Origin of the sequence: Paenibacillus vulneris (assembly GCF_039543185.1) — a bacterium.
Lineage (GTDB): Bacteria > Bacillota > Bacilli > Paenibacillales > NBRC-103111 > Paenibacillus_S > Paenibacillus_S vulneris.
In genome coordinates, this window is the sequence record NZ_BAABJG010000015.1 from 25737 (window position 1) to 44611 (window position 18875).

At 46.9% G+C, this 18875-nt stretch carries 19 protein-coding genes; 13 read left to right on the plus strand and 6 right to left on the minus strand.

Annotated elements, in window-relative coordinates; translation table 11 throughout:
* The first annotated feature begins 2 nt into the window (after positions 1–2).
* Positions 3–671 (plus strand): thiaminase II, encoded by a 669-nt coding sequence (gene tenA / locus ABEA66_RS13770; protein ID WP_079909434.1) that lies wholly within the window; start codon positions 3–5, stop codon positions 669–671.
* Positions 672–713: 42 nt separating this feature from the next.
* Here the strand turns inward: tenA and ABEA66_RS13775 are convergent, their stop codons facing one another.
* Together ABEA66_RS13775 and ABEA66_RS36340 are read right to left on the minus strand one after the other, a co-directional pair.
* On the minus strand, positions 714–1544 hold the full coding sequence (locus ABEA66_RS13775; protein WP_345588043.1) for an AraC family transcriptional regulator: 831 nt from the start codon (positions 1542–1544) through the stop codon (positions 714–716).
* A 229-nt stretch (positions 1545–1773) separates the two neighbouring features.
* Positions 1774–2259, minus strand: a complete 486-nt coding sequence (locus ABEA66_RS36340; RefSeq protein ID WP_377768452.1) for a phage lytic cycle repressor MrpR family protein — start codon at positions 2257–2259, stop codon at positions 1774–1776.
* A gap of 704 nt (positions 2260–2963) precedes the next feature.
* On the opposite strand from ABEA66_RS36340, the gene ABEA66_RS13785 reads away from it, so the two are divergent.
* The 4 genes from ABEA66_RS13785 (at position 2964) to ABEA66_RS13800 (ending at position 7409) form a co-directional block, all read left to right on the plus strand.
* Positions 2964–4655: a M3 family oligoendopeptidase gene (locus tag ABEA66_RS13785; RefSeq protein ID WP_345588046.1), complete on the plus strand. Its 1692-nt coding sequence runs from the start codon at positions 2964–2966 to the stop codon at positions 4653–4655.
* Between the two features lie 102 nt (positions 4656–4757).
* Positions 4758–6419, plus strand: coding sequence for a PucR family transcriptional regulator (locus ABEA66_RS13790; protein WP_345588048.1), 1662 nt, complete (start codon positions 4758–4760; stop codon positions 6417–6419).
* A gap of 111 nt (positions 6420–6530) precedes the next feature.
* Positions 6531–7061, plus strand: a complete 531-nt coding sequence (gene pyrE / locus ABEA66_RS13795; protein WP_079909439.1) for an orotate phosphoribosyltransferase — start codon at positions 6531–6533, stop codon at positions 7059–7061.
* Between the two features lie 87 nt (positions 7062–7148).
* Positions 7149–7409 carry a hypothetical protein gene (locus ABEA66_RS13800; protein WP_079909440.1) on the plus strand — a complete coding sequence of 87 codons (261 nt, stop codon included), beginning with the start codon at positions 7149–7151 and terminating at the stop codon, positions 7407–7409.
* A 73-nt stretch (positions 7410–7482) separates the two neighbouring features.
* Here the strand turns inward: ABEA66_RS13800 and ABEA66_RS13805 are convergent, their stop codons facing one another.
* On the minus strand, positions 7483–9111 hold the full coding sequence (locus ABEA66_RS13805; protein WP_345588052.1) for an S-layer homology domain-containing protein: 1629 nt from the start codon (positions 9109–9111) through the stop codon (positions 7483–7485).
* 137 nt (positions 9112–9248) lie between these two features.
* Between ABEA66_RS13805 and ABEA66_RS13810 the strand changes: the two genes are divergently transcribed.
* The 4 genes from ABEA66_RS13810 to ABEA66_RS13825 all read left to right on the plus strand — a co-directional run bounded on the left by ABEA66_RS13810 (position 9249) and on the right by ABEA66_RS13825 (position 12113).
* Positions 9249–10136, plus strand: a complete 888-nt coding sequence (locus ABEA66_RS13810; RefSeq protein WP_345588054.1) for a metallophosphoesterase family protein — start codon at positions 9249–9251, stop codon at positions 10134–10136.
* Between the two features lie 17 nt (positions 10137–10153).
* Positions 10154–10636, plus strand: a complete 483-nt coding sequence (locus tag ABEA66_RS13815) for an NUDIX domain-containing protein (protein WP_345588056.1) — start codon at positions 10154–10156, stop codon at positions 10634–10636.
* A 147-nt stretch (positions 10637–10783) separates the two neighbouring features.
* Positions 10784–11617, plus strand: a complete 834-nt coding sequence (locus ABEA66_RS13820; RefSeq protein ID WP_345588058.1) for a class I SAM-dependent methyltransferase — start codon at positions 10784–10786, stop codon at positions 11615–11617.
* A gap of 34 nt (positions 11618–11651) precedes the next feature.
* A complete protein-coding gene (locus ABEA66_RS13825; protein WP_345588060.1) occupies positions 11652–12113 on the plus strand; it encodes a DUF3997 domain-containing protein in 462 nt (153 codons plus the stop codon).
* A gap of 65 nt (positions 12114–12178) precedes the next feature.
* On the opposite strand, the gene ABEA66_RS13830 is transcribed toward ABEA66_RS13825, so the two are convergent.
* Positions 12179–12496, minus strand: a complete 318-nt coding sequence (locus tag ABEA66_RS13830) for a DMT family transporter (protein ID WP_079909624.1) — start codon at positions 12494–12496, stop codon at positions 12179–12181.
* A gap of 5 nt (positions 12497–12501) precedes the next feature.
* Complete coding sequence (locus ABEA66_RS13835) at positions 12502–12855, minus strand: DMT family transporter (protein ID WP_079909445.1); 354 nt, start codon at positions 12853–12855, stop codon at positions 12502–12504.
* Positions 12856–13066: 211 nt separating this feature from the next.
* Here ABEA66_RS13835 and ABEA66_RS13840 point away from each other — a divergent pair, with 211 nt between their 5' ends.
* Together ABEA66_RS13840 and ABEA66_RS13845 are read left to right on the plus strand one after the other, a co-directional pair.
* Positions 13067–14173, plus strand: a complete 1107-nt coding sequence (locus tag ABEA66_RS13840) for an N-acetylmuramoyl-L-alanine amidase family protein (RefSeq protein ID WP_345588063.1) — start codon at positions 13067–13069, stop codon at positions 14171–14173.
* 287 nt (positions 14174–14460) lie between these two features.
* Positions 14461–14799: a hypothetical protein gene (locus ABEA66_RS13845; protein ID WP_079909447.1), complete on the plus strand. Its 339-nt coding sequence runs from the start codon at positions 14461–14463 to the stop codon at positions 14797–14799.
* A 54-nt stretch (positions 14800–14853) separates the two neighbouring features.
* Here the strand turns inward: ABEA66_RS13845 and ABEA66_RS13850 are convergent, their stop codons facing one another.
* Complete coding sequence (locus tag ABEA66_RS13850; protein ID WP_345588067.1) at positions 14854–15921, minus strand: chymotrypsin family serine protease; 1068 nt, start codon at positions 15919–15921, stop codon at positions 14854–14856.
* A gap of 192 nt (positions 15922–16113) precedes the next feature.
* Here ABEA66_RS13850 and ABEA66_RS13855 point away from each other — a divergent pair, with 192 nt between their 5' ends.
* Together ABEA66_RS13855 and ABEA66_RS13860 are read left to right on the plus strand one after the other, a co-directional pair.
* The gene (locus ABEA66_RS13855; RefSeq protein ID WP_345588069.1) at positions 16114–17859 is read left to right on the plus strand and encodes a sensor histidine kinase; all 1746 of its coding nucleotides are present in this window, start codon (positions 16114–16116) and stop codon (positions 17857–17859) included.
* 17 nt (positions 17860–17876) lie between these two features.
* Positions 17877–18833 carry a Gfo/Idh/MocA family protein gene (locus tag ABEA66_RS13860; RefSeq protein ID WP_345588071.1) on the plus strand — a complete coding sequence of 319 codons (957 nt, stop codon included), beginning with the start codon at positions 17877–17879 and terminating at the stop codon, positions 18831–18833.
* Positions 18834–18875: the final 42 nt, after the last annotated feature.

The following is an 18875-nucleotide window of genomic DNA, read 5'->3' on the forward strand; positions in this document are numbered from 1 at the left end:
AGATGAAGTTTTCCGAGTATTTGTTAGAAAAACTGCAGCCGGTCTGGCGCAGCAATCATGACCACCCGTTTGTTCAAAAGATGGGCAAGGGAACGCTGGAGCTGGAAAAATTCCGGTTTTATATGATTCAGGATTACATTTATTTGATCGATTATGCGAAGCTGTTTGCGCTAGGTGCTGTAAAAGCGACGGATTTGACGACGATGGGCACGTTCGCCGCACTATTGCATTCTACCATGAATGAGGAGATGGCGCTGCACCGGGCTTATGCCGCCAAATTCGGAATTTCCGAGGAGGAACTGGAGCAAGCGCAGCCGTCACCTATCACACTGGCTTATACTCACTATATGCTGCATGCCGCTCAGAACGGATCCTTGGCAGAGCTGGTCTCCGCTCTCCTGCCTTGTATGTGGAGCTACTGGGAGATCGGCAAGGAGCTTGCCCGAATCCCAGGTTCCACCGAACACGAATGGTATGGAGAATGGATTCGAATGTACAGCTCGGAGGAATTCGGCACTCTGGCTATGTGGTGTATCGACCTGCTCGACCAGCTGGCTGAAGGCAAGCCTCAGAGAGAGCTGAATCGGCTGGAGGAGATCTTTGCGACGACTACACGATTTGAATATTTATTCTGGGATATGGCTTACCGTAAGGAAATGTGGCCGTCCTGAGTTGAGCCGGGCAGAATGACCCGGCTTTCTTTATATTCGCTTTTATCTTCTGCCGGCTCCATTACGGTAGGCTCTGGGAGAGATTCCCGTATGCTTCTTGAAGGATTTGGAGAAGTGGTACACATCACTGAAGCCGGTTACAGCAGCAATATTCGCCAGCGAATCGTCGGTGTTGATCAATAAATCCTTGGCCTTATCGAGTCTTCGTTTGTAAATATACTGCATGGGGGTAATACCCAAATGCATCTTCATAAATTGGTACAAATAATTCGTATTAAAATGCATTATGTCCGCCAGCTGCTCAATCTTAATGTCCTTATCCATATGCTGGTCGATATACTCTGTTACTTTTTGCAGCTTCAGAACGGAAGCGGGAGCTACGGACTTGATACCGGTACTGACGCAATGATCGATAAAGCAGCTAATGATATCGTAAATAGCGGATTTGACTCGCAGCGACATAGAGGAAGCCTGCCAGGACAGCGTCTGCTCCATTCTATGAAAAGCCTGTGCAATACCTGTACATTCCTCTGTATTCATAACGTAAGGAAGCCCATAATATTGAAACAGCGGGGAGAACATAACATTGGATGTAAAATGACACCAGTATTTGGTATAGGTGTTGGAGCTGACGGTTGAGAAGGAATGCAGTGTTCCGGCCGGTATGAATACGAATTGACCCGGTGCAGGATAAACATCCTGATCGTGAATGCGGATCCATCCTTCTCCGTCGCATATGAAGTACATTTTATTGTACTCGGGCTTTAGATTCTGATAGCCCCAATCAGGCCGGCAGCGGGTAAACCCTCCGTTTAATAAATGGATTTGCAAGTCAGCTACATAGTTGTAGATCAGGTCTTTTCTGTTCTCCATCCAGGCATTCACCCTCTCTTGTCAAAAGCAGGAACCGATTCTATTTTAATATAAAACCGGCGGGAATTGAATGCTGCCGAAATGAGAAATGACACCCATTGATGGAGACATGGCCAAAGTGATGCTGGAGCATCCGGCCTAATAGTAAAGCGATTTAAAGATGTACCCATATCATAAGGGTTACTTGGCCATAAAGTGAAACAGGAGGCTTGGGCAGCCTCCTGCTTACTTACGCATATGCTTTTTCCATGTACTCCAGCTTTAAAGCCGTTAAATGGGTAAGCTCCGGTGTGGAGAAAAACTCTGCCAGTCTGCGCAGCCTCATATAAATCGTGCGGAGCACGACGGAATCCATATCCGTAATCATGCTTTGGTTAGCGATATAATCCTGAAGGCTGACTTTGATAAGAAAGTCGCTTTCCCGCAAATTAACAGATAATTGCTTACTCGGGTTATAACCGTTATAAAGGATATATTTGGTCTGCTGCAGCGCATTTTGATATAGCTCAACACATCTTTTGGTAACAGGGACTTGTCTCTTCAATCCATATGAATCCTTAACGACCAGAAGTCGGTTAGCCGCATCCAAAGAATCCTTTTTTAAGTACACGATCTCGTGGGTGCCTATCCCTTCCATAAGCAAACGAATGATAATCGCATCTTGCGGATTGATGCATTGAGACTCGATAAAATTAATTTTTTCAAAAATAATAATAGCAAATCATCCCTTCAGTTTGTGTTAATGGGGTTTACTTGGAATATTTTACAATAATCAATCTTTTATTCATACGATGTAAAACAGGAAGTTTTGTCGTATGTTGACTTTCTTCTAAAATACTTTATGACAAGAGTTTTGGTAATATTACTGAAATTTTGGGTTTTTACAATAAGTGCTTAACGATGGTTGCCCGAAAGGAAGGAACTAGCCTTCCAAAAGGCGGGATATTGAGGCGGAATGTAGAAAAATTTTAAGGGACGAGACTCGTTATTTTGACAATTAGCATGCTGGTTATGAGCCGGCGAAGGAAGGGGGGAGCTTAGATCGTTCTTACCGTATGTGGATAAGACTTCGGGCTATAGGAGAGCAAAGTAACTCTTAAATAACCTGTGGTTAAATAAAGTGACGTTTCGACTGATTTTTAGTACAGCTATTAGACAATTTACGGTCACACAAATATTTAAACAATGATTTCGACAACCAGGGCACTGTATTTCATCATTTGTCGATTTGGATTTAACAAGAATGCTGCATTGTCGTTGACCATACAGCGATCCTTAACTCATAGTCAGTTTAGGTGTGAAATTAGGGAAGGTTTATAGTAAAATAATGGTATATGCCAGTCAAAGCAATCATAGGCTTCAAACGTTGCCTTAAGGCAAGATATTATCCAACCAAGTGATAAGAAAGAAGGGACATGGATGAAATTTCAAGATTACCTGTATGAGCGTCCGAATATGGAGCAGTTTGCCCGTGATTTTGCCGTATTACTAGAGAAGTTCTCAGCTGCCGGGACTTTTGAAGAGCAAGACGCGGCTATGAGCGCCATCAATGCTGCGAGAAGAGATGTTTCATCCATGCTTACGATCGCCCGCATCCGGCATTCGATCAATACGACAGATCCGTTCTATAAAGGGGAGCAGGATTACATAGACGAACAGTCCCCTGTATATCAAGGGTTAATTACAGATTATTACAAAGCGTTGGCTGAATCCAAATTCCGTCCGCAGCTCGAAGCCAAGTGGGGGCGGCAGCTGTTCGCGACAGCCGAGCTGTCACAGAAGACATTCCATCCGACCATCGTAGAGGATTTGAAGGAAGAAAACAAAAAATCAAGCGAATACGTGAAGCTGGTGGCATCTGCCAAGATTGAATTTGACGGACAGGAGCGGACGCTTTCCCAGCTGTCGCCTTTCATGCAATCGACGGATAGGGAAATTCGCAAAAGAGCGACCGATGCAAGGTACTCTTTCTTTGAAGCCAATGAAGCAGCAGTGGACGAAATCTATGACCATCTGGTGCGTCTCCGTACGCAAATTGCACGAAAACTCGGCTACCACAATTTTATCGAGCTCGGCTATGCCCGCATGAATCGGACCGATTATGGACCGGAGCAGGTCGCCAAGTTCCGCGAACAGGTGCTGGAGCATATCGTGCCTGCGGCATCGGAGTTGAGCGAACGTAAACGTATCCGGCTCGGTCTGGATAAGCTGCGTTATTACGACGGTTTGTCGTTCCTCACCGGAAATCCTAAGCCTAAGGGAGATCCGGATTGGATCGTGGAGCAGGCTAGGGTGATGTACTCCGAGATGTCCCCGGAGACGGATGAATTTTTCCATTTCATGATGGACAACGGTCTCATGGATTTGGAGAGCAAGCCAGGCAAGCGGGTAGGCGGTTATTGCACATATATCGGATCGCATAAAGCTCCGTTTATTTTTTCCAACTTTAACGGGACCTCGCACGATGTCGACGTGCTGACGCATGAAGCGGGGCATGCATTCCAATCGTATATGAGCCGCGATCTGGCTGTGCCGGAATATCTGCACCCGACACTGGACGCATGTGAGATCCATTCGATGAGCATGGAATTCCTTGCGTGGCCCTGGATGGAATCTTTCTTTAAGGAAGATACCGATAAATACAAGTTCTCCCACCTGGGAAGTGCGATAACGTTCATTCCTTACGGAGTTGCTGTCGATGAATTCCAGCACATCATTTATGAAAATCCGGATATGACACCGGCGGAGCGGAAAAAAGCTTGGAGGGACGTAGAGCGTAAATATGTGCCTAGCCGCGTGTACGATGATATGCCGTTTTTGGAGCGCGGAGGCTTCTGGCATCAGCAGCAGCATATTTTCAAAAGTCCGTTCTACTATATTGATTATACGCTGGCACAGATTTGCTCTTTGCAATATTGGAAGCTTGCCAACGATGACCGTGAAGCGGCCTGGGCTAGTTACTTGAAGCTATGCCGTGCCGGCGGCAGCGGATCGTTCACCGAATTAGTGAAGCTTGCCGGACTTCGTTCCCCGTTCGAAGAGGGCTGCATTGCTCCTATTATTGGCGATATTCGGGCATGGCTTAATGCCGTCGATGATACGAAGCTTTGATATGGTTAGGTAGTATGGCTTTGATGTATTTAGGAAAAGCAGCACAAGCTGCTTTTTCTTATGTACATAGATAATCAACAAGAAGCAGAGGAGAACGGGTGCGTGGGAATTTCGGTGAGAGAAGCAATGCAATGGGGAGGTCTGGCCCGGTGCAAAGTTGTTGCAGGGGAAGCCGGCCTGGACCGGATTATTGATTCGGTTACCATTATGGAGGTGCCCGACGTCATTCGCTGGCTGAACGGGAATGTGCTGCTGCTGACCAGCTTATATCCAATTAAGGAAGATGAAAAAGCCATACGCAGTTTAGTTCCGCAGCTGGTAGAAGCGGGGAATTCGGCGTTGGCTGTAAAAACTCAAGCATATGTGGACCAGATTCCCGAATGGATTATTCAGTCCGGGAATCGCTGGAGCTTTCCCATCATCGAGATTCCGAATGATATTGCTTATTTGGATATTATGACCCCGTTGATGCCGTACCTTTTACACAGGCCAGACCCTGCACAATCAAGAATGGAAGATTTTTTCCAATGGCTGAAGGAGCTTGCACTGGGTGGTAAGGGGATCCCGGATTTGACGAATGCAATGGAACAAATGACAGGAAATCCGGTAACGGTAGGTTCAGAGCTAGTTTCCATAGTGTGTAACAAGGGGATGGATATCGCCTCGCTTACACGCCGCGAACGCCATGAATTAATCGCTGCCAAACGTCCTATCCGCATGCAGCGGCTATTGAACAATAAGCCGACCCCCTGCATCGTCGCTCCATTGCTATGGAATGAGGAAGTATGGGGGGATATTACGTGTTGGCAGACGACAAGAGAGTTTATAGAGCAGGATTATCAAATACTGGATCGGGCAATGACGCTCATAGCCTTGGAATTTCATAAGCTAATAACGAAGAGTGACCTGGAGCAATCGTTAAAAAACCATTTTCTAACCGATTTATTGTTAAGCAGGCGGCTGGATAAGGCAGAAGCGTTGGATAAAGGGAGCAGATTCGGCTGGGATTTGTCACGAAGTTACCAAGTCGTCTGTATTCGCACGGAATCATCTCAGCACACACCGAATAAGTACGCGCTGGAGCGCTCCGAGAGCCGGAGAAGGCTCATGTACAAGCTGAATTCCTTTTTCCGGCTGACCGGGCCAACCGTTATTGTGACTGAAGTGAAGGAGTTCATCGTGATCCTGCTTCCCAGGGAGATGGAGGAGGATGGGATTACGCTTCCTTATCCGAAGGACCCTTTAAAGGATAGCTTGGTTCGCCAAATGGAAGCTATAAGAGAACAACTGGCTCCCGTAGTGGAGGAAACGGACAGGATTCATGCAGGCATCGGCCGCTTTTATGGCGGGCTAGACGGAATCCATAAGGGATATGAGGAGGCAGTGAAAGCAATAAGTCTCGGAACAACCCTTTCCAATAGAAAGACAGTCCATTTTGAAGATCTGGGGATCTATCGTTTGCTGCATTCCGTGAGCAATCAAGAAGAGCTGAAGAGCCTTCATTCGGAAACGGTCGGGCGGCTTGATGCCTATGATTCGGTTCATGAATCGGAGCTGACGGCAACCTTGAAGCAATATTTTGAATGCAACGGCTCCATATCGGTGACAGCTAAAAAGCAGTATGTTCATGTGAACACGATAAAATACCGTCTCCAAAAAATTGAACAACTCACTGGATGCAGCGTACATGACTCCGGTCAGCAATTGCTTCTTCATATGGGGTTGAAAATGGATGACATTCTAAAGCGCGAATCGAACTATTAGCCAAACCGACGAAAGTCGGTTTTTTATTTTGTCCATTCCGACATAGGCTTTCTCCTCACGGATGGGTATGATACGAGAGGGTTACTACTAAACGTGATTATTGGAGGTTCTATGAACAAACAGAAACTGGAGAAAGCTATCTATGCTGCAGCTCATCTAACAGGCAGCTTCAAGCTTCGGTCAGGACAAGTGTCGAATCAATATTTTGATAAGTTTCAATTTGAATCGAATCCCAAGTTATTGTCTGCCATCGCCAAGGAGCTCACGGCATTACTGCCGCAGGACACCGAAATCATTGCCGGCATTGAGCTGGGGGGAATCCCTATTGCAACGGCTTTGTCGCTGGCAACAGGCCTGCCTGTGGTGTTCGTCCGGAAAGAAGCTAAAACCTATGGGACTTGCAAGCTGGCGGAAGGAGTAGACATCAGGGGGAAACGAGTATGCATCATTGAGGATGTTGTGACGACAGGCGGACAAATTCGGCTTAGTGCCAAAGCGCTTGCAGGGTATGGGGCAAAATTAGATGCAGTTCTCTGCGTTATCGAACGAGGGCAGAGCGGCAGAACGAATCTGGAACAAGACGGGTTGACATTAGTATCGTTGTTTCAAATGGGCCAAGCTGAGGTTAGGACTCTACAATAAAAGTCATATAGTGACAACGGGATTCGAGCGTATTTTTACTAGATTGCTGATACGATGGGAGAAATAGATTCATAGGAGGGCTAATAGATGCAGGAGATCTATGGAGTATATGCCGTGGCCGCAGTTCTAATCGGCATTATGCTGATGCTATGTTTCGATGTCGTGATCAAAAATAGGGAGATTCTTAATACGTTCAAGAGCCATGAAACGAAGGTTGTACCCGATACAAAGCATCAAGCCAGTATGCCGGTTTATCCGCTCTATATCGATTGTTCCTCCGACCTCATCCATAATCGGGAAGGGTACGAAACCGCTGATCACCCTATAGAGATTAAACAAGGTGCATAAGGAAGCGCAATAATGGTACTTATAAACAAAAGCCCGCGGCTTATGGCCCCGGGCTTTGTCTTCATGCTGCTCGTTAATTTTGCTTCACAACGGTTACGTCTGCATAGGCGCGCTTATCGTTAAACAGAACGGATACCAGAGTAAACTTGGTTACGTTGCCTGTAATTTGTACATTACCGGCTTTGTCGAAAGTGACGGTACCGACTGGTCCGTTCTGCGGATCTCCTGTAATATCTTCAGCTGTGAAATAGGTGTTCAAAGCGAAGTTGTAGTAGGCAATTTCGTCTTGTTCATATTCGGTGCCGAAATTATCGGTCACTTTCAAATCCATCTTCTCATATCCGTTGAATTGGCTGGAATAAACCCCGTTAGTCACGGTGGCATAAGCCGTAATCGAAGTGGTTCTAGCTTCCACGGTTTGAGCAGAAATTGCGGCGTTGGTTACAGTAACCGGAATAGAGACTTGGTTCCTCTCTCCGCTGATAGTTGCGTAAGTAAGATAGATGGTTGCTGTACCTGCTTTGTCTCCAAGAATGTAGCCTTTATGATCGGCTGATACTGCTGCCTTCACTACACTCGGATTCGAAGAGGAAATAGTTTGAACAAGTCCAGGGGTCGATACTTCTTCTCCCGACTCGTTCGTAACGGTTATTTCAACTTCTTTGGCCAATTTGCTGAGAGTCGGATCTTCCGCTTCTGCTTTCGATACAGAGCCGTTGCTGCCTGTTGCGGCGGAGGTTAAGTTGGAATCGATGACGCTGCTCAGTTCATAGGAAGATGCCGTTGAATATTTGTACTTTCCTGTAGACGTAATAGTCCCTACCGTAAAGGAACCCGTAGCCGTCTTAATGGAAGCTGTATCGAGACCGCCAAGAGTGACCGTGTAGCTGCCATTGCTCAGCTTCGTATCGCCAGTTAATGTTAGTGTGGCCGAATCATTGCTGAATGCCCAAGCAGTACTAGTTGCCACAACGGCTCCATCCTTGCTGAGTGTCAAAGTAGCCTTTGTCGCGTCCACGGCTTTGTCCAGCTTGACCTGGACCGCTTGATCGCCGGATGCCTGGACGGAAGTCACAGACACTTGTTTATTTTCTGCTGAAGGGGAAGAAGGGAGGGAACCATACGCTCCTACCACCAGGTCTTCCCGGGTGGCAACAGCATCCCCGGCTTTATCACCAGGGTGGATATTGGCTTCCTTGGCTTGCTTAACCGCGTCAGCATACCATGGCGTACCCGTGGTATTCACCGTTTTGCCGAGTCCCTTGAGGAATACAGTATCGAGCTGCCCAACCGTTACATTTTCTCCTGGAGCAAAGGTAGTGTCGGTCATTCCGTCAATAAGTCCCGCTTTTTTGGCCGCTTCGATATAAGGAATGGCCCACCCGTTGGCGGTGTCATCCGAACGGACATCCGTGAAGCTGGAGGCTTGAACGGCAGCATCAACTTTTAAACCGAACACTAAAGCTGCGACCTTAGCGAATTGGGCTCTGGTCATATTCTGGGAGATGCCGAAGCTATCCTCCGATACGCCTTCAAAGATTCCCTGCGTGAGCAAAGTATCCAGCTTGGTTTTCAGGGCAGTATCTACATTAACAAGATCTTTATAATCAGCGGTAGTTTTCGTTGTATTCGCCAATGCCGTCGAGGAGAGCATAGAAAGGGCAACAGCGGCGGTGGTTAGCAGGGTTAAGCCTTTTTTCATATAAGGTTGTTCCTCCATTAAAAATAGTTCTATTAATATATAATCATACTATTTTGTCAGATCAAATGCCAACTCTTTTAGTGTATGGTAAAATGTAGCAATGATGTAAGCAAGTAGATGAAGGGGGCGATGAGAATTTGAATATTGGATTTGTGGGAGATATTCATGGAAGGGTGCTGCATGCAATAGCGTTATTGGCAGAATGGCAGCAAAGAACGGGACGTCGGCTGGATCTGATCATCCAGGTCGGTGATTTGGGAGCCTATCCGAATCCGGATGAGAAGCTGCTGAATGAAAAGTATGTCAGGCTTGATCCTGCCGAGCTGGATTTCAGTCGAATGCTAAAAGCGGAGGGAGAGCTTGCCGATCGGATTCGAGGCTTGCGGGAGCATGAGCTGAACCCAATTTATTTTATTCGTGGCAACCATGAAGATTTCGATTGGCTGGATTCAATAAGTCGCCATTCAAGCGGCACGGTAACCGTTGATCCATTCGATCTGTTTCGCTATATCAAGGATGGAACCATCATGGAAGTATGTGGAATGAAAATCGCATTTTTGGGCGGTATTCAAACGAAAGAGCATGAGCAGAAATCGATAAACCCTGAAGCTTACGAGAAGCTTCTCCGGCAACCGCCGGGCGAAATTGACATTTTGATAACCCACGATGCTCCCTATGGAATCGGCACAAGCTATATTGGAGAGACCCAGGGCTCCACGCTGATCTCCCAGCTTATTGACAATATACAGCCAAAGTATGCCATCGGTGGCCATTACCACCATAGGATTGGTCCTAAGATGTACGGTTCGACGACGTATTTGGGACTAAATGTACTTATCGACCTTCGGAAAGACGGTGCGCTTCGGCAAATAAAGTCAGGCTGCATGGCGGTTCTGGATACGGAATCAGATCATGTGGATTTCGTAATAGACAGCTGGCTGTCCCATATCGATAAGGACTTTGAGTTTGTATCCTATATGAGGAAGCTAGGGAGTCATAGCTTACAAGAAGGCAGTAATGGTTAGACTGGAGGGGATGTTAAGTGGCTGGAGTTAGAGTCTTCGTGCTGGATGAAGAGGATCATCTATTATTAGTTCAAAGTGATTACAAGAAACAGGGACCTGAGCATATGATTTGGGTGATACCAGGCGGGGGCATTGAGCCGGGAGAATATAGCAGAGATGCAGCGATTCGTGAAGTCAAGGAAGAAACAGGACTTGACATAAGGGTGGAACGACTTCTTTGGGTTGTCGAAGAGAAAGAACCGAACGGTGAGGTCGACTATTGCCATTATTTTTTGGCGGAAGTGACTGGAGGGCAGCTGAGCAAGGGATACGATCCTGAGTGGGATATGGAGAACCAGGTTATTATGGATGTTCAGTTTTTCAGCAGGGAGGACATGTCCAAGGTGTCTAACGTGTATCCCGAGGCAGCTTTGGATGAGTTCTGGGACTTGGCAGGTTCGGCTTCAACTCATGATCCATGGAGAAGCAGACCGTCGAGAGGATTTGGCAGTAGAAAGTAGTAACAATGATTAGGATGCAAGGGCTGACCGCTGTCGTTCGGTCTTTTTTTATTCTCTCATTTCAAAAACAGAAAAAAAGCTGCCATGACATTCTCTTTATCTTGTAACACTTTCCATTTAATGTTATATCGTAAAGGAGAGTGAACGATGAACCGTCACGAATCAACCTATCATTTTAAAAATACCGGTGCAGGCACTGAAGCCGAATTGGCCAGGCTGCACTCCCAAGTTCATATGAGCTGGGAGAAGGAATTCCGATTGCTACGTTGGTTTGGATTAAAGGATGGAATGCATATTCTCGAAGCGGGCTGCGGACCCGGATTCTACACGGAGCTATTGCTCGATCATTTGCCCGGGAGTAAGGTGACAGCTCTGGATATTGACGGCTTTTTGCTGGATCAGGCCAAAAAACAGACGAAGGATGTCCCAGCTCATCAGCTGCAATTTGTACAAGCCTCTATTATGGAAACGGGTGTGAAGGATCAGACATTTGATTTTATTATTGTCAGGCTGTTGTTTCTCCATTTGTATGAACCATTGAAAGCTGCTGTGGAACTTTACAGGGTTCTGAAGCCCGGCGGGAAGCTGGTCATTATCGATATTGACGATGGAGTATTTGGTACGCTATCTCCCGAGATGGAGAGTCTGCCCGTCATTATGAGCAAATTGGCTGCATCGCAAAAAAAGAACGGCGGGAATCGGCATATGGGGAGGGCACTGCCGCGACTTTTAAAGGAAGCGGGGTTTATCCATGTAGATCTGGAGGCGGTTGTACAGCATAGCGAGATTGCCGGAAAAGACGGATTCAGCCTGCAGCTGGACCCCAAACGGTTTGAAGGCTTTCTTCCACGTGGCGTAATCACCCAAGAGGAATTTAAGCAAATGAAGAGCTGGTATAAAGCGTTTCAAGAGCGTTCCGACGCATCTGCAATGATGATTTTTCTGATGGCTTGCGGGACAAAGCCGTGCAGTAAGGAATGATTTTGTACGAAGGAGTGAGGAGGTGTTCAAGCTGATGTTGGGAAATAAGCGTATCCCTTCGCCCAGTATGAAAATGGTAAGCTTGAGCTTATTGTACATAGCGTTGTTTGCGGCAAGCGGCTGTGCCGGATTAGGAGATTATGATATTTCATTACCTGGCGGTTATTCGGTTGTCAGGACATCCGCCCATGAAGTAGCGATACGTAAACAGGAAGGTGAAGGAGTATGGGGAGGGGAGATCGTTCCCGCTAAGGTTGTCCAGGTCGGGTGGGATGACCGGTATATTTTGGCAAAGCAAGTAGGATTAAGGAATGACCCCAAGAGAACCGACGGCTCTTATCAAATACCGGATGAGACCATCGTGGCTTATTGGATCGTTGATCCGCAGACGAATGAGGTTTACGGTCCAATGACAGAGGAAAACTTTGCGGCGAGAAAAAAGGCTTTGGGGATTGAGGAGAGTGTCACTTTAAAAGCAGTAGACTCATTGAATTAATCGGCAAGGAAAGTGAGCATAAAAAGAACAGCCAAGGCTGTTCTTTTATGTATGCTGCAGGCCGCTTAAGTGCCGGTAAGCTTCAAACCGATCACACCGACAATGACCAAGCCGATAAAAAAGAGGCGCTTCGGAGATTTGGATTCCTTATACAGCCAAATACCGACGATCGCCGCTCCGGCTGCCCCTATCCCTGTCCAGATGCTGTACGCGGTACCGATAGGAATATGCACCAGTGCCTTCGATAAGAAGTAAAAGCTCAACCCCATCGAAGGGATACAAGCCAAAGTCCAATATAATCTTCGAAAGCCCTCGGATTTTTTTATTAGAATCACACCAATAATTTCCATGAAGCCGGCTAGAAGCAAGAAAACCCACGACACGCCCATCAGCTCCTTTCTTTTTCTTTCTGAGGCTGTTCTGTCTCCGATACGCTCAGCTTGAGACCCAGGAGACCTGCCAGGAGCACAACGATAAAAAAGATCCTCAGCCCGTCCCGCGGCTCACCTAAAAATAACATCCCCACAATAACCGTCCCAGCGGCTCCGATTCCGGTAAACACCGCATAGGCGGTACCGATAGGAAGCTGAGTCATAGATTTGGTGAACAAGTAGAAGCTGATTACGATACAGAGGATGGTTAACACAGATGGCACCAGCACGGTAAAGCTATGTGTATATTTAAGCCCCGTAGCCCAACCTACGTCCATAAGTCCCCCTAATACTACGTAAAGCCACGCCATTCTTATGAACTCCTTTCTTTACCCATTGCATGCAAAAAGCACCTTCTGGAACATTTTATATCATTATTACAATACTGTCTGGAAGCAGCTTTTTCAAATTTATTTCCGTTCGGGTTCGACAAAATGAGAAAATGTACTCTATGATTGGGCAAAACTTCCTGTTATATTAGTACATAAAGCGACAAAGCCATTATATGAATGAGGTATTCTAATGAAGCTACAGCCATTGAAGAAAGCCATCGTTACTATTCTTGCATTTGGACTCCTTGCTTCCCCTGCGATAAATGTGGAAGCTGCAGCGAATTCCAATGCGATTGTGACGGCAACTTCACTCTATGTCCGCAGCAAACCGGATATCCAATCTTCCATCGTGGGGTCCTTAAAGCAAAATACGGTCGTCGTCACATCCCAGGAATCGTACGGATGGATCAAGATCAAAGCAGGGAGCCTGAACGGTTGGGTAGCAGGACAATATTTAAAAATGCAAAATGGTATACCGTCGGACAAGCTTACGAGCACCAGTACAAAAAGCTCGGACGCGGCTAAGAAAGGAACGGTTACCGTTCTTGCTGATTCGCTGCATATGCGCAAAGGGCCCGGAACTCAACATGCTGTCGTAAGCGTTCTATCCTCGGGTCATTCCTTGTCCGTGCTTGACTCATCACAAGACTGGGTCCAGGTCCGAACGGCCGAAGGAGCTACCGGTTGGGTGATGGGGAAGTACGTAGGTAAAGCATCGGCCAACAACGTATCGGTATCCTCGAACAGTCCGGGCCTGAAGGGGAAGAGGATTGTAGTGGACCCTGGGCATGGCGGCGGCGATACAGGGACTCAGGGGAAGAAATACGGAACGAATGAAAAATCATTGAATTTGTCTACGGCCCGTTATTTGGCAGATCAATTGCGAAAAGCCGGCGCCCAGGTGACCATGACCCGCACACGTGATGAGGAGAATCCGAATTTATCCGCGAGAGTCTCCGTCAGCGAGAAGAACCGCGCGGACGCTTTTGTCAGCATCCATTACAACTCCTCGCCGAAAGCGAATTCCGGCACGTTAACCTTTTTCTACTCAAGCTCCAAGGATATGCCTTTAGCCAGAAAAATAGAAGCTCGGCTGGATCGTGCGCTGGATTTGAAAAGCAACGGAATATCCTATGGCAATTACCATGTGCTTCGGGAAAATGCTCAGCCGTCCGTTCTCGTGGAGCTTGGATTTTTGTCCAATGCCAAGGATGAGCAGCTTGTCCGTACCGCTGCCTATCAAAAGAAAGCGGCCGATGCGATTGTTAACGGCTTGCAGGATTACTTCAACGGATAAATGAAAGGTTGCTGCTTATGCAGCAGCTTTTTTCGTTTCATCCATCTGACATATACTCCTTCCAAACTGTCTTCTTTATCAGTATCCATGAGATTTCGACTCCTTGATCTCCATGGACTACCGACGCCACTTGAAGATCCCTACCTCCCATGACACCGTTGCTCCAGGCAAGAAAGGTCAGCATGAATCTATTTCTACTAGATTAATTAATGAGTCTAGCAATTTCACCCAATCTTTGAAACTATCACTTGCATACAATGTGCTATCACTATCAAGGAGGTTATGTAATGAAAAAACAAGTGAAATCAAAAGTAAGCAGGAAAGCGGTTGGGAGAAAAATAGTCCTTCGTCCAAGCAACGCCCGTGCTACACAAAACCTTGGAAATGGCTTCCGGCGTACCGTGTTCAGCTCACGACGGATCCCTGCCCACAGCTTCCTTTCGATTACTTTCACTGCAGGTACCGGCAGGGTAGTCATTAATGCAGGTTGGACGATTACCGGTTTCGCATCCGCCTGGCCGACAGATAGCTTCCCGGCCACAGATACTGTCTGGATCTTGATTATCGAAAATCCTACAGACAACGATCGATTTGTGACTCCGTACCTGATTACCAAAACACGTTAATGGAATCTGCCTGAAAGTAAACAACCCGGCACCTGAAGAGTGCCGGGTTCTATTCTATTTTTTAGCAGCAGCTGTTCTGCTTCTAGCCGAGATGATTCGTATGGAAGCTAGCTCTCTAGCCGTTAAACGGCGGGCAAAGGCCGGATTACCGTTGGTTTTCACGTTTTTGACGATTCCGGCACCATTGGGACGGGCAACCCGCAAACGAAATCGTCTCATGAACCAGTCTACCGGAAAGGCGATAGAGGTTAGGCCGTCCTCGGTACCTGCGAAATTGACCGCAGCTGCGAAATTGTCATCTCTCCTGAGCCATACGGAGCCCGAATCACCGGGAAGAGAGACGGGGCTGGCACCTACAATGACCGATTGATTCCGAAAGGTGATTACGCCCAGATTCCCCCCATAATCGACTAGAACATCCGTATTAACGGAATCAACCCTTCCGAATCGCAGTCCTGTTGTACGGCCAACCTTTCTGAAGCGATCCCCGACTCTATACGAGGTTACATAGCCTGGGACAACGCCGACTGTAGCATAGCGGGGAGTGACTATAGCGTTGCGGACCGGCAGGGAGATAGCCGCATCTATAAAGTTAGTGGCGTTCCTTCTCAGCAGTGCGTATCGGGAGAGAAATCCGACTCTATCTATCAACGGTCTTCCATTATCCGCCCCTCCGGGCTGCAATGTTTCGGCACGTACATTGGAATTTAAGGGGTTAGTAAGTACGTGAGTGTTACTGAAAATGTAACGCTGGTTCGCTCCGGGGAAATTGGTGACAATCAGTCCTGCGGTTCCGGACCCGGCTGCCGTCCCAATACTGTACCCTGCCTGGACAGGGCGTATACGTCCCTGGAAATTGGCATGGGAGCGTATTTTTCCTGTTCGGACAACCCGGATCGGAACCTGTACGTTTTTACCCTTTACACTTATGGTAACGGTTGAAGCGATTCCTAAAGCAACTGCAGACAAAGCGTCGGCATAAATAATGACCGCCGCGCCTTTTTTCGGCCGTTCGGTATCATGGTAGCCTACGCCGACCCCCTGTACTTTGGAATGTTTTAGCAAGGCTGGCGCCATTCGCTCCTTCATGGCATAAGCTGCAGCAAAAGTGGCCAAGCTCATCACCTAACTCTCTCTTAGAATACGATAGTGTATTAAACATGAAGAGAAAGTGATTGGGTTGTTGAACCGAGGAACATGTTTATCCTAACGCAGGCATTGGCAAATCGCCGAAAAGGGCGCATTTTCGACAAAGTTATACAATTTTCTTCGTTTCTTGCTATAATAGGCATGGAGCGGGGTGGGTACAGATAGATGAATTTTACTAGAACGATTCCTCTGAAAACATCTCTTGTTTTTATCATCATGATTATTGCGTTAAACACATCGTATTATTTGCACTATAAGACGCTGCTTGAAGATAATCAGAAAGAGAAGATGGCAATCCTGTATAGCAGCATCAAAACGAACATGGAACAGACAGCGGCAGGAGAGAAATTCGTAGAAGACTTGATAGGCGAGAACCTCCGGACGGCGGCCATTGCCGCCAAAATAGCTTTGGACCCGGATATACATAATATAGAGAATCAGGATTTGGTCGAACTAAAGAAGCTGATCGGGGTAGACGAAATCACTCTTTTTGCTAGAGCAGGGGATGACATCGTAGGTCAAAAATCTTCCGATCCCAAGGATCTTAATGTAAGCTCCAAGGGTTGGGACCATTATTTTTCCGCATTTCAGCAATTATTCGCTCGTGAACCTGTGAATGTCGGCATTGGTCAAGCTCTTGACAACTATTGGAGCGGTCCGAGGGACACAGCAACGACCAGTCAGTCCGAGATTAATAAATGGGGCTATTATTACGACGGAACGACCAATTATATTATCAATCCCTTTGTTCATGATACGAATTTCCGGAAGTATCAGCAGATAACCGGTGTGGAGGATACGATTCAGCGAGTGATGAACGACAATCCGCATATCGCGCTTGAAGTGGCTATTTTGAATGCAGACAAATTCATGGATCATACTCTTCCTGAGAGTATTCCGACGCCGAGCAATTGGTTCTCTGCAAGAGAAGTATACTTTGGTTCTTATGATTATAGGGACCCGGAAGAAAAGCAATATGCCCAATTGGCATTGACCAAGGATACGACGGTGTTCTATGTGACGGAATCCAAAGGGAAGTCCGTGATGAAAAGCTTTACCCCGATCCATAATTCCTATTTGAAATACAACGCGATGAGCTCTCCGCCCCTGATTGCGATCACATCGGACTACTCGGAAGTTAACAACATTCTTCATAAGCATTTAATCCAGATTATATGGTTTATGAGCGTCTGTACCTTGCTGGCTGTTGTTATCGTGTTCGCTATCTTTTGGATTTTTAAAAGAACAAAAGACCGGGATCTTCAAGACGTACAAGAAGCCTATGTTGGGAATATTGAGACCTTGTTTCAATCCGTCAGGGAGCAGCGGCATGATTTTATCAATCATATTCAAACGATCCATGGGTTCCTGGCCCTTCAAAATTACGATGAGCTCAGGAAGTATACGAATACGCTGGTTGGAGAAATTAGAGTCGTGAATGAGCTGGTCAATTTGAAGGATCCGGCTCTCATTGCTTTGATTCAGGCCAAGTATGCCCAAGCCGAATCTTTGAACATCCAGTTCGAGTACGATTTTCAGCATATGGAATTGTTAAAGAAAAGTCCGATCAAGGCGACGGATGTCGTCAAAATGTTGAGCAATCTGATCGATAATGCGTTTGATGCGACCTCCGCTTTGGAACCGTGCGAGCGTAATGTCACCGTTAAAGGGTCGATAGTCAACAACCGGCTGGAGTTCATAGTCCGCAATACAGGCCCTATGATTCCGCTTGAAGCCCGGGGACAGCTATTCGAATCGGGCTATTCATCGAAGCCATCCGGCAAAAATTCCGGCTTGGGCCTGCATATCGTCAAACAGCTTGTGAGCATGTATAAGGGCTCGGTACGGTATCATAGCGATTCTAGCGGAACTGAATTCGTCATCGCCATCCCCATCACGCCATCACTATAATTTTAAGGAGGAACTATATGTTACCCATCAAATGGGGTGTACTAGGTTACGCCCGTATTGCTAAAAATTCCGTCATCCCTGCCATTCTTAAATCGGAGAACAGCGCACTTCAAGCTGTAGCTACACGCAGTGAGGAGAAGCAGAACGAATGCCGTGAATTATTCCAATGTTCCCGTTTTTACAACGACTATGACGCTCTTCTAGATGATCCGGAGATCGACGCGGTCTATATTCCTCTGCCGAATTCCATGCATAAGGAATGGGCGATAAAAGCGATGCAAAAAGGCAAGCATGTTCTCTGCGAGAAGCCTATGGCCTTGAATGCGGCTGAATGTGCGGAAATGATCCGTACTGCGGAACAAAATCAGGTTCTTCTAATGGAAGCCTTCATGTATCGTTACACGGATCGAACGAAGAAGGTTAAAGAGATAGTGGAGAGCGGAGAAATCGGTGAAGTTCGGTATATCCAATCTACCTTCCGTTTCTTGCTGGACCGTCCGAATACGATCAAGGTTCAACCGGAGCTGGGAGGCGGATCGTTGTATGATGTCGGCTCCTATCCTGTGAATTTCGTTGGAATGATCATGAACCAGCTGCCGGAGTCCTGTGTGACGGAATGTGTTAAGGAGAATGGGGTCGATGTCCTGTTCTCGGCATTGTTAAAATACCCTAATGGCGTGATCGCCAGCATTAGCAGCGGTTTTAATGCCTTCAATCAAATGAATTCCGAAATTATCGGTACGAAGGGCAGAATAGAAGTCCCTGATACCTTTCTGGGAAGCGATGGCACGATTCGTGTTGTCACTACGGAGGGATCTCGTCAGGTACCGGTCGAGGAATCGGATCGTTACACCTTGGAGGTAACGGATTTTGCCGACGCTATTGCAAATCATCGCAAGCCGCTGGTGTCTCTGGAGGAATCCTACCGCAACATGCAGGTCATTGATTTATTATTAAACCAAATGAGGGGCTAAATTAAATCCCCTAAGACCCATTATAAAGTAAACAGCGCCGCT

What these genes read in the sequence shown, in the direction of transcription:
- tenA (WP_079909434.1), top strand. Translation starts at nt 3, where the DNA reads ATGAAGTTTTCCGAGTATTTGTTAGAAAAACTGCAGCCGGTCTGGCGC.
- ABEA66_RS13775 (WP_345588043.1), bottom strand. Translation starts at nt 1,544, where the DNA reads ATGGAGAACAGAAAAGACCTGATCTACAACTATGTAGCTGACTTGCAA.
- ABEA66_RS13785 (WP_345588046.1), top strand. Translation starts at nt 2,964, where the DNA reads ATGAAATTTCAAGATTACCTGTATGAGCGTCCGAATATGGAGCAGTTT.
- pyrE (WP_079909439.1), top strand. Translation starts at nt 6,531, where the DNA reads ATGAACAAACAGAAACTGGAGAAAGCTATCTATGCTGCAGCTCATCTA.
- ABEA66_RS13800 (WP_079909440.1), top strand. Translation starts at nt 7,149, where the DNA reads ATGCAGGAGATCTATGGAGTATATGCCGTGGCCGCAGTTCTAATCGGC.
- ABEA66_RS13805 (WP_345588052.1), bottom strand. Translation starts at nt 9,111, where the DNA reads ATGAAAAAAGGCTTAACCCTGCTAACCACCGCCGCTGTTGCCCTTTCT.
- ABEA66_RS13820 (WP_345588058.1), top strand. Translation starts at nt 10,784, where the DNA reads ATGAACCGTCACGAATCAACCTATCATTTTAAAAATACCGGTGCAGGC.
- ABEA66_RS13825 (WP_345588060.1), top strand. Translation starts at nt 11,652, where the DNA reads ATGTTGGGAAATAAGCGTATCCCTTCGCCCAGTATGAAAATGGTAAGC.
- ABEA66_RS13835 (WP_079909445.1), bottom strand. Translation starts at nt 12,855, where the DNA reads ATGGCGTGGCTTTACGTAGTATTAGGGGGACTTATGGACGTAGGTTGG.
- ABEA66_RS13840 (WP_345588063.1), top strand. Translation starts at nt 13,067, where the DNA reads ATGAAGCTACAGCCATTGAAGAAAGCCATCGTTACTATTCTTGCATTT.
- ABEA66_RS13845 (WP_079909447.1), top strand. Translation starts at nt 14,461, where the DNA reads ATGAAAAAACAAGTGAAATCAAAAGTAAGCAGGAAAGCGGTTGGGAGA.
- ABEA66_RS13850 (WP_345588067.1), bottom strand. Translation starts at nt 15,921, where the DNA reads ATGAGCTTGGCCACTTTTGCTGCAGCTTATGCCATGAAGGAGCGAATG.
- ABEA66_RS13855 (WP_345588069.1), top strand. Translation starts at nt 16,114, where the DNA reads ATGAATTTTACTAGAACGATTCCTCTGAAAACATCTCTTGTTTTTATC.
- ABEA66_RS13860 (WP_345588071.1), top strand. Translation starts at nt 17,877, where the DNA reads ATGTTACCCATCAAATGGGGTGTACTAGGTTACGCCCGTATTGCTAAA.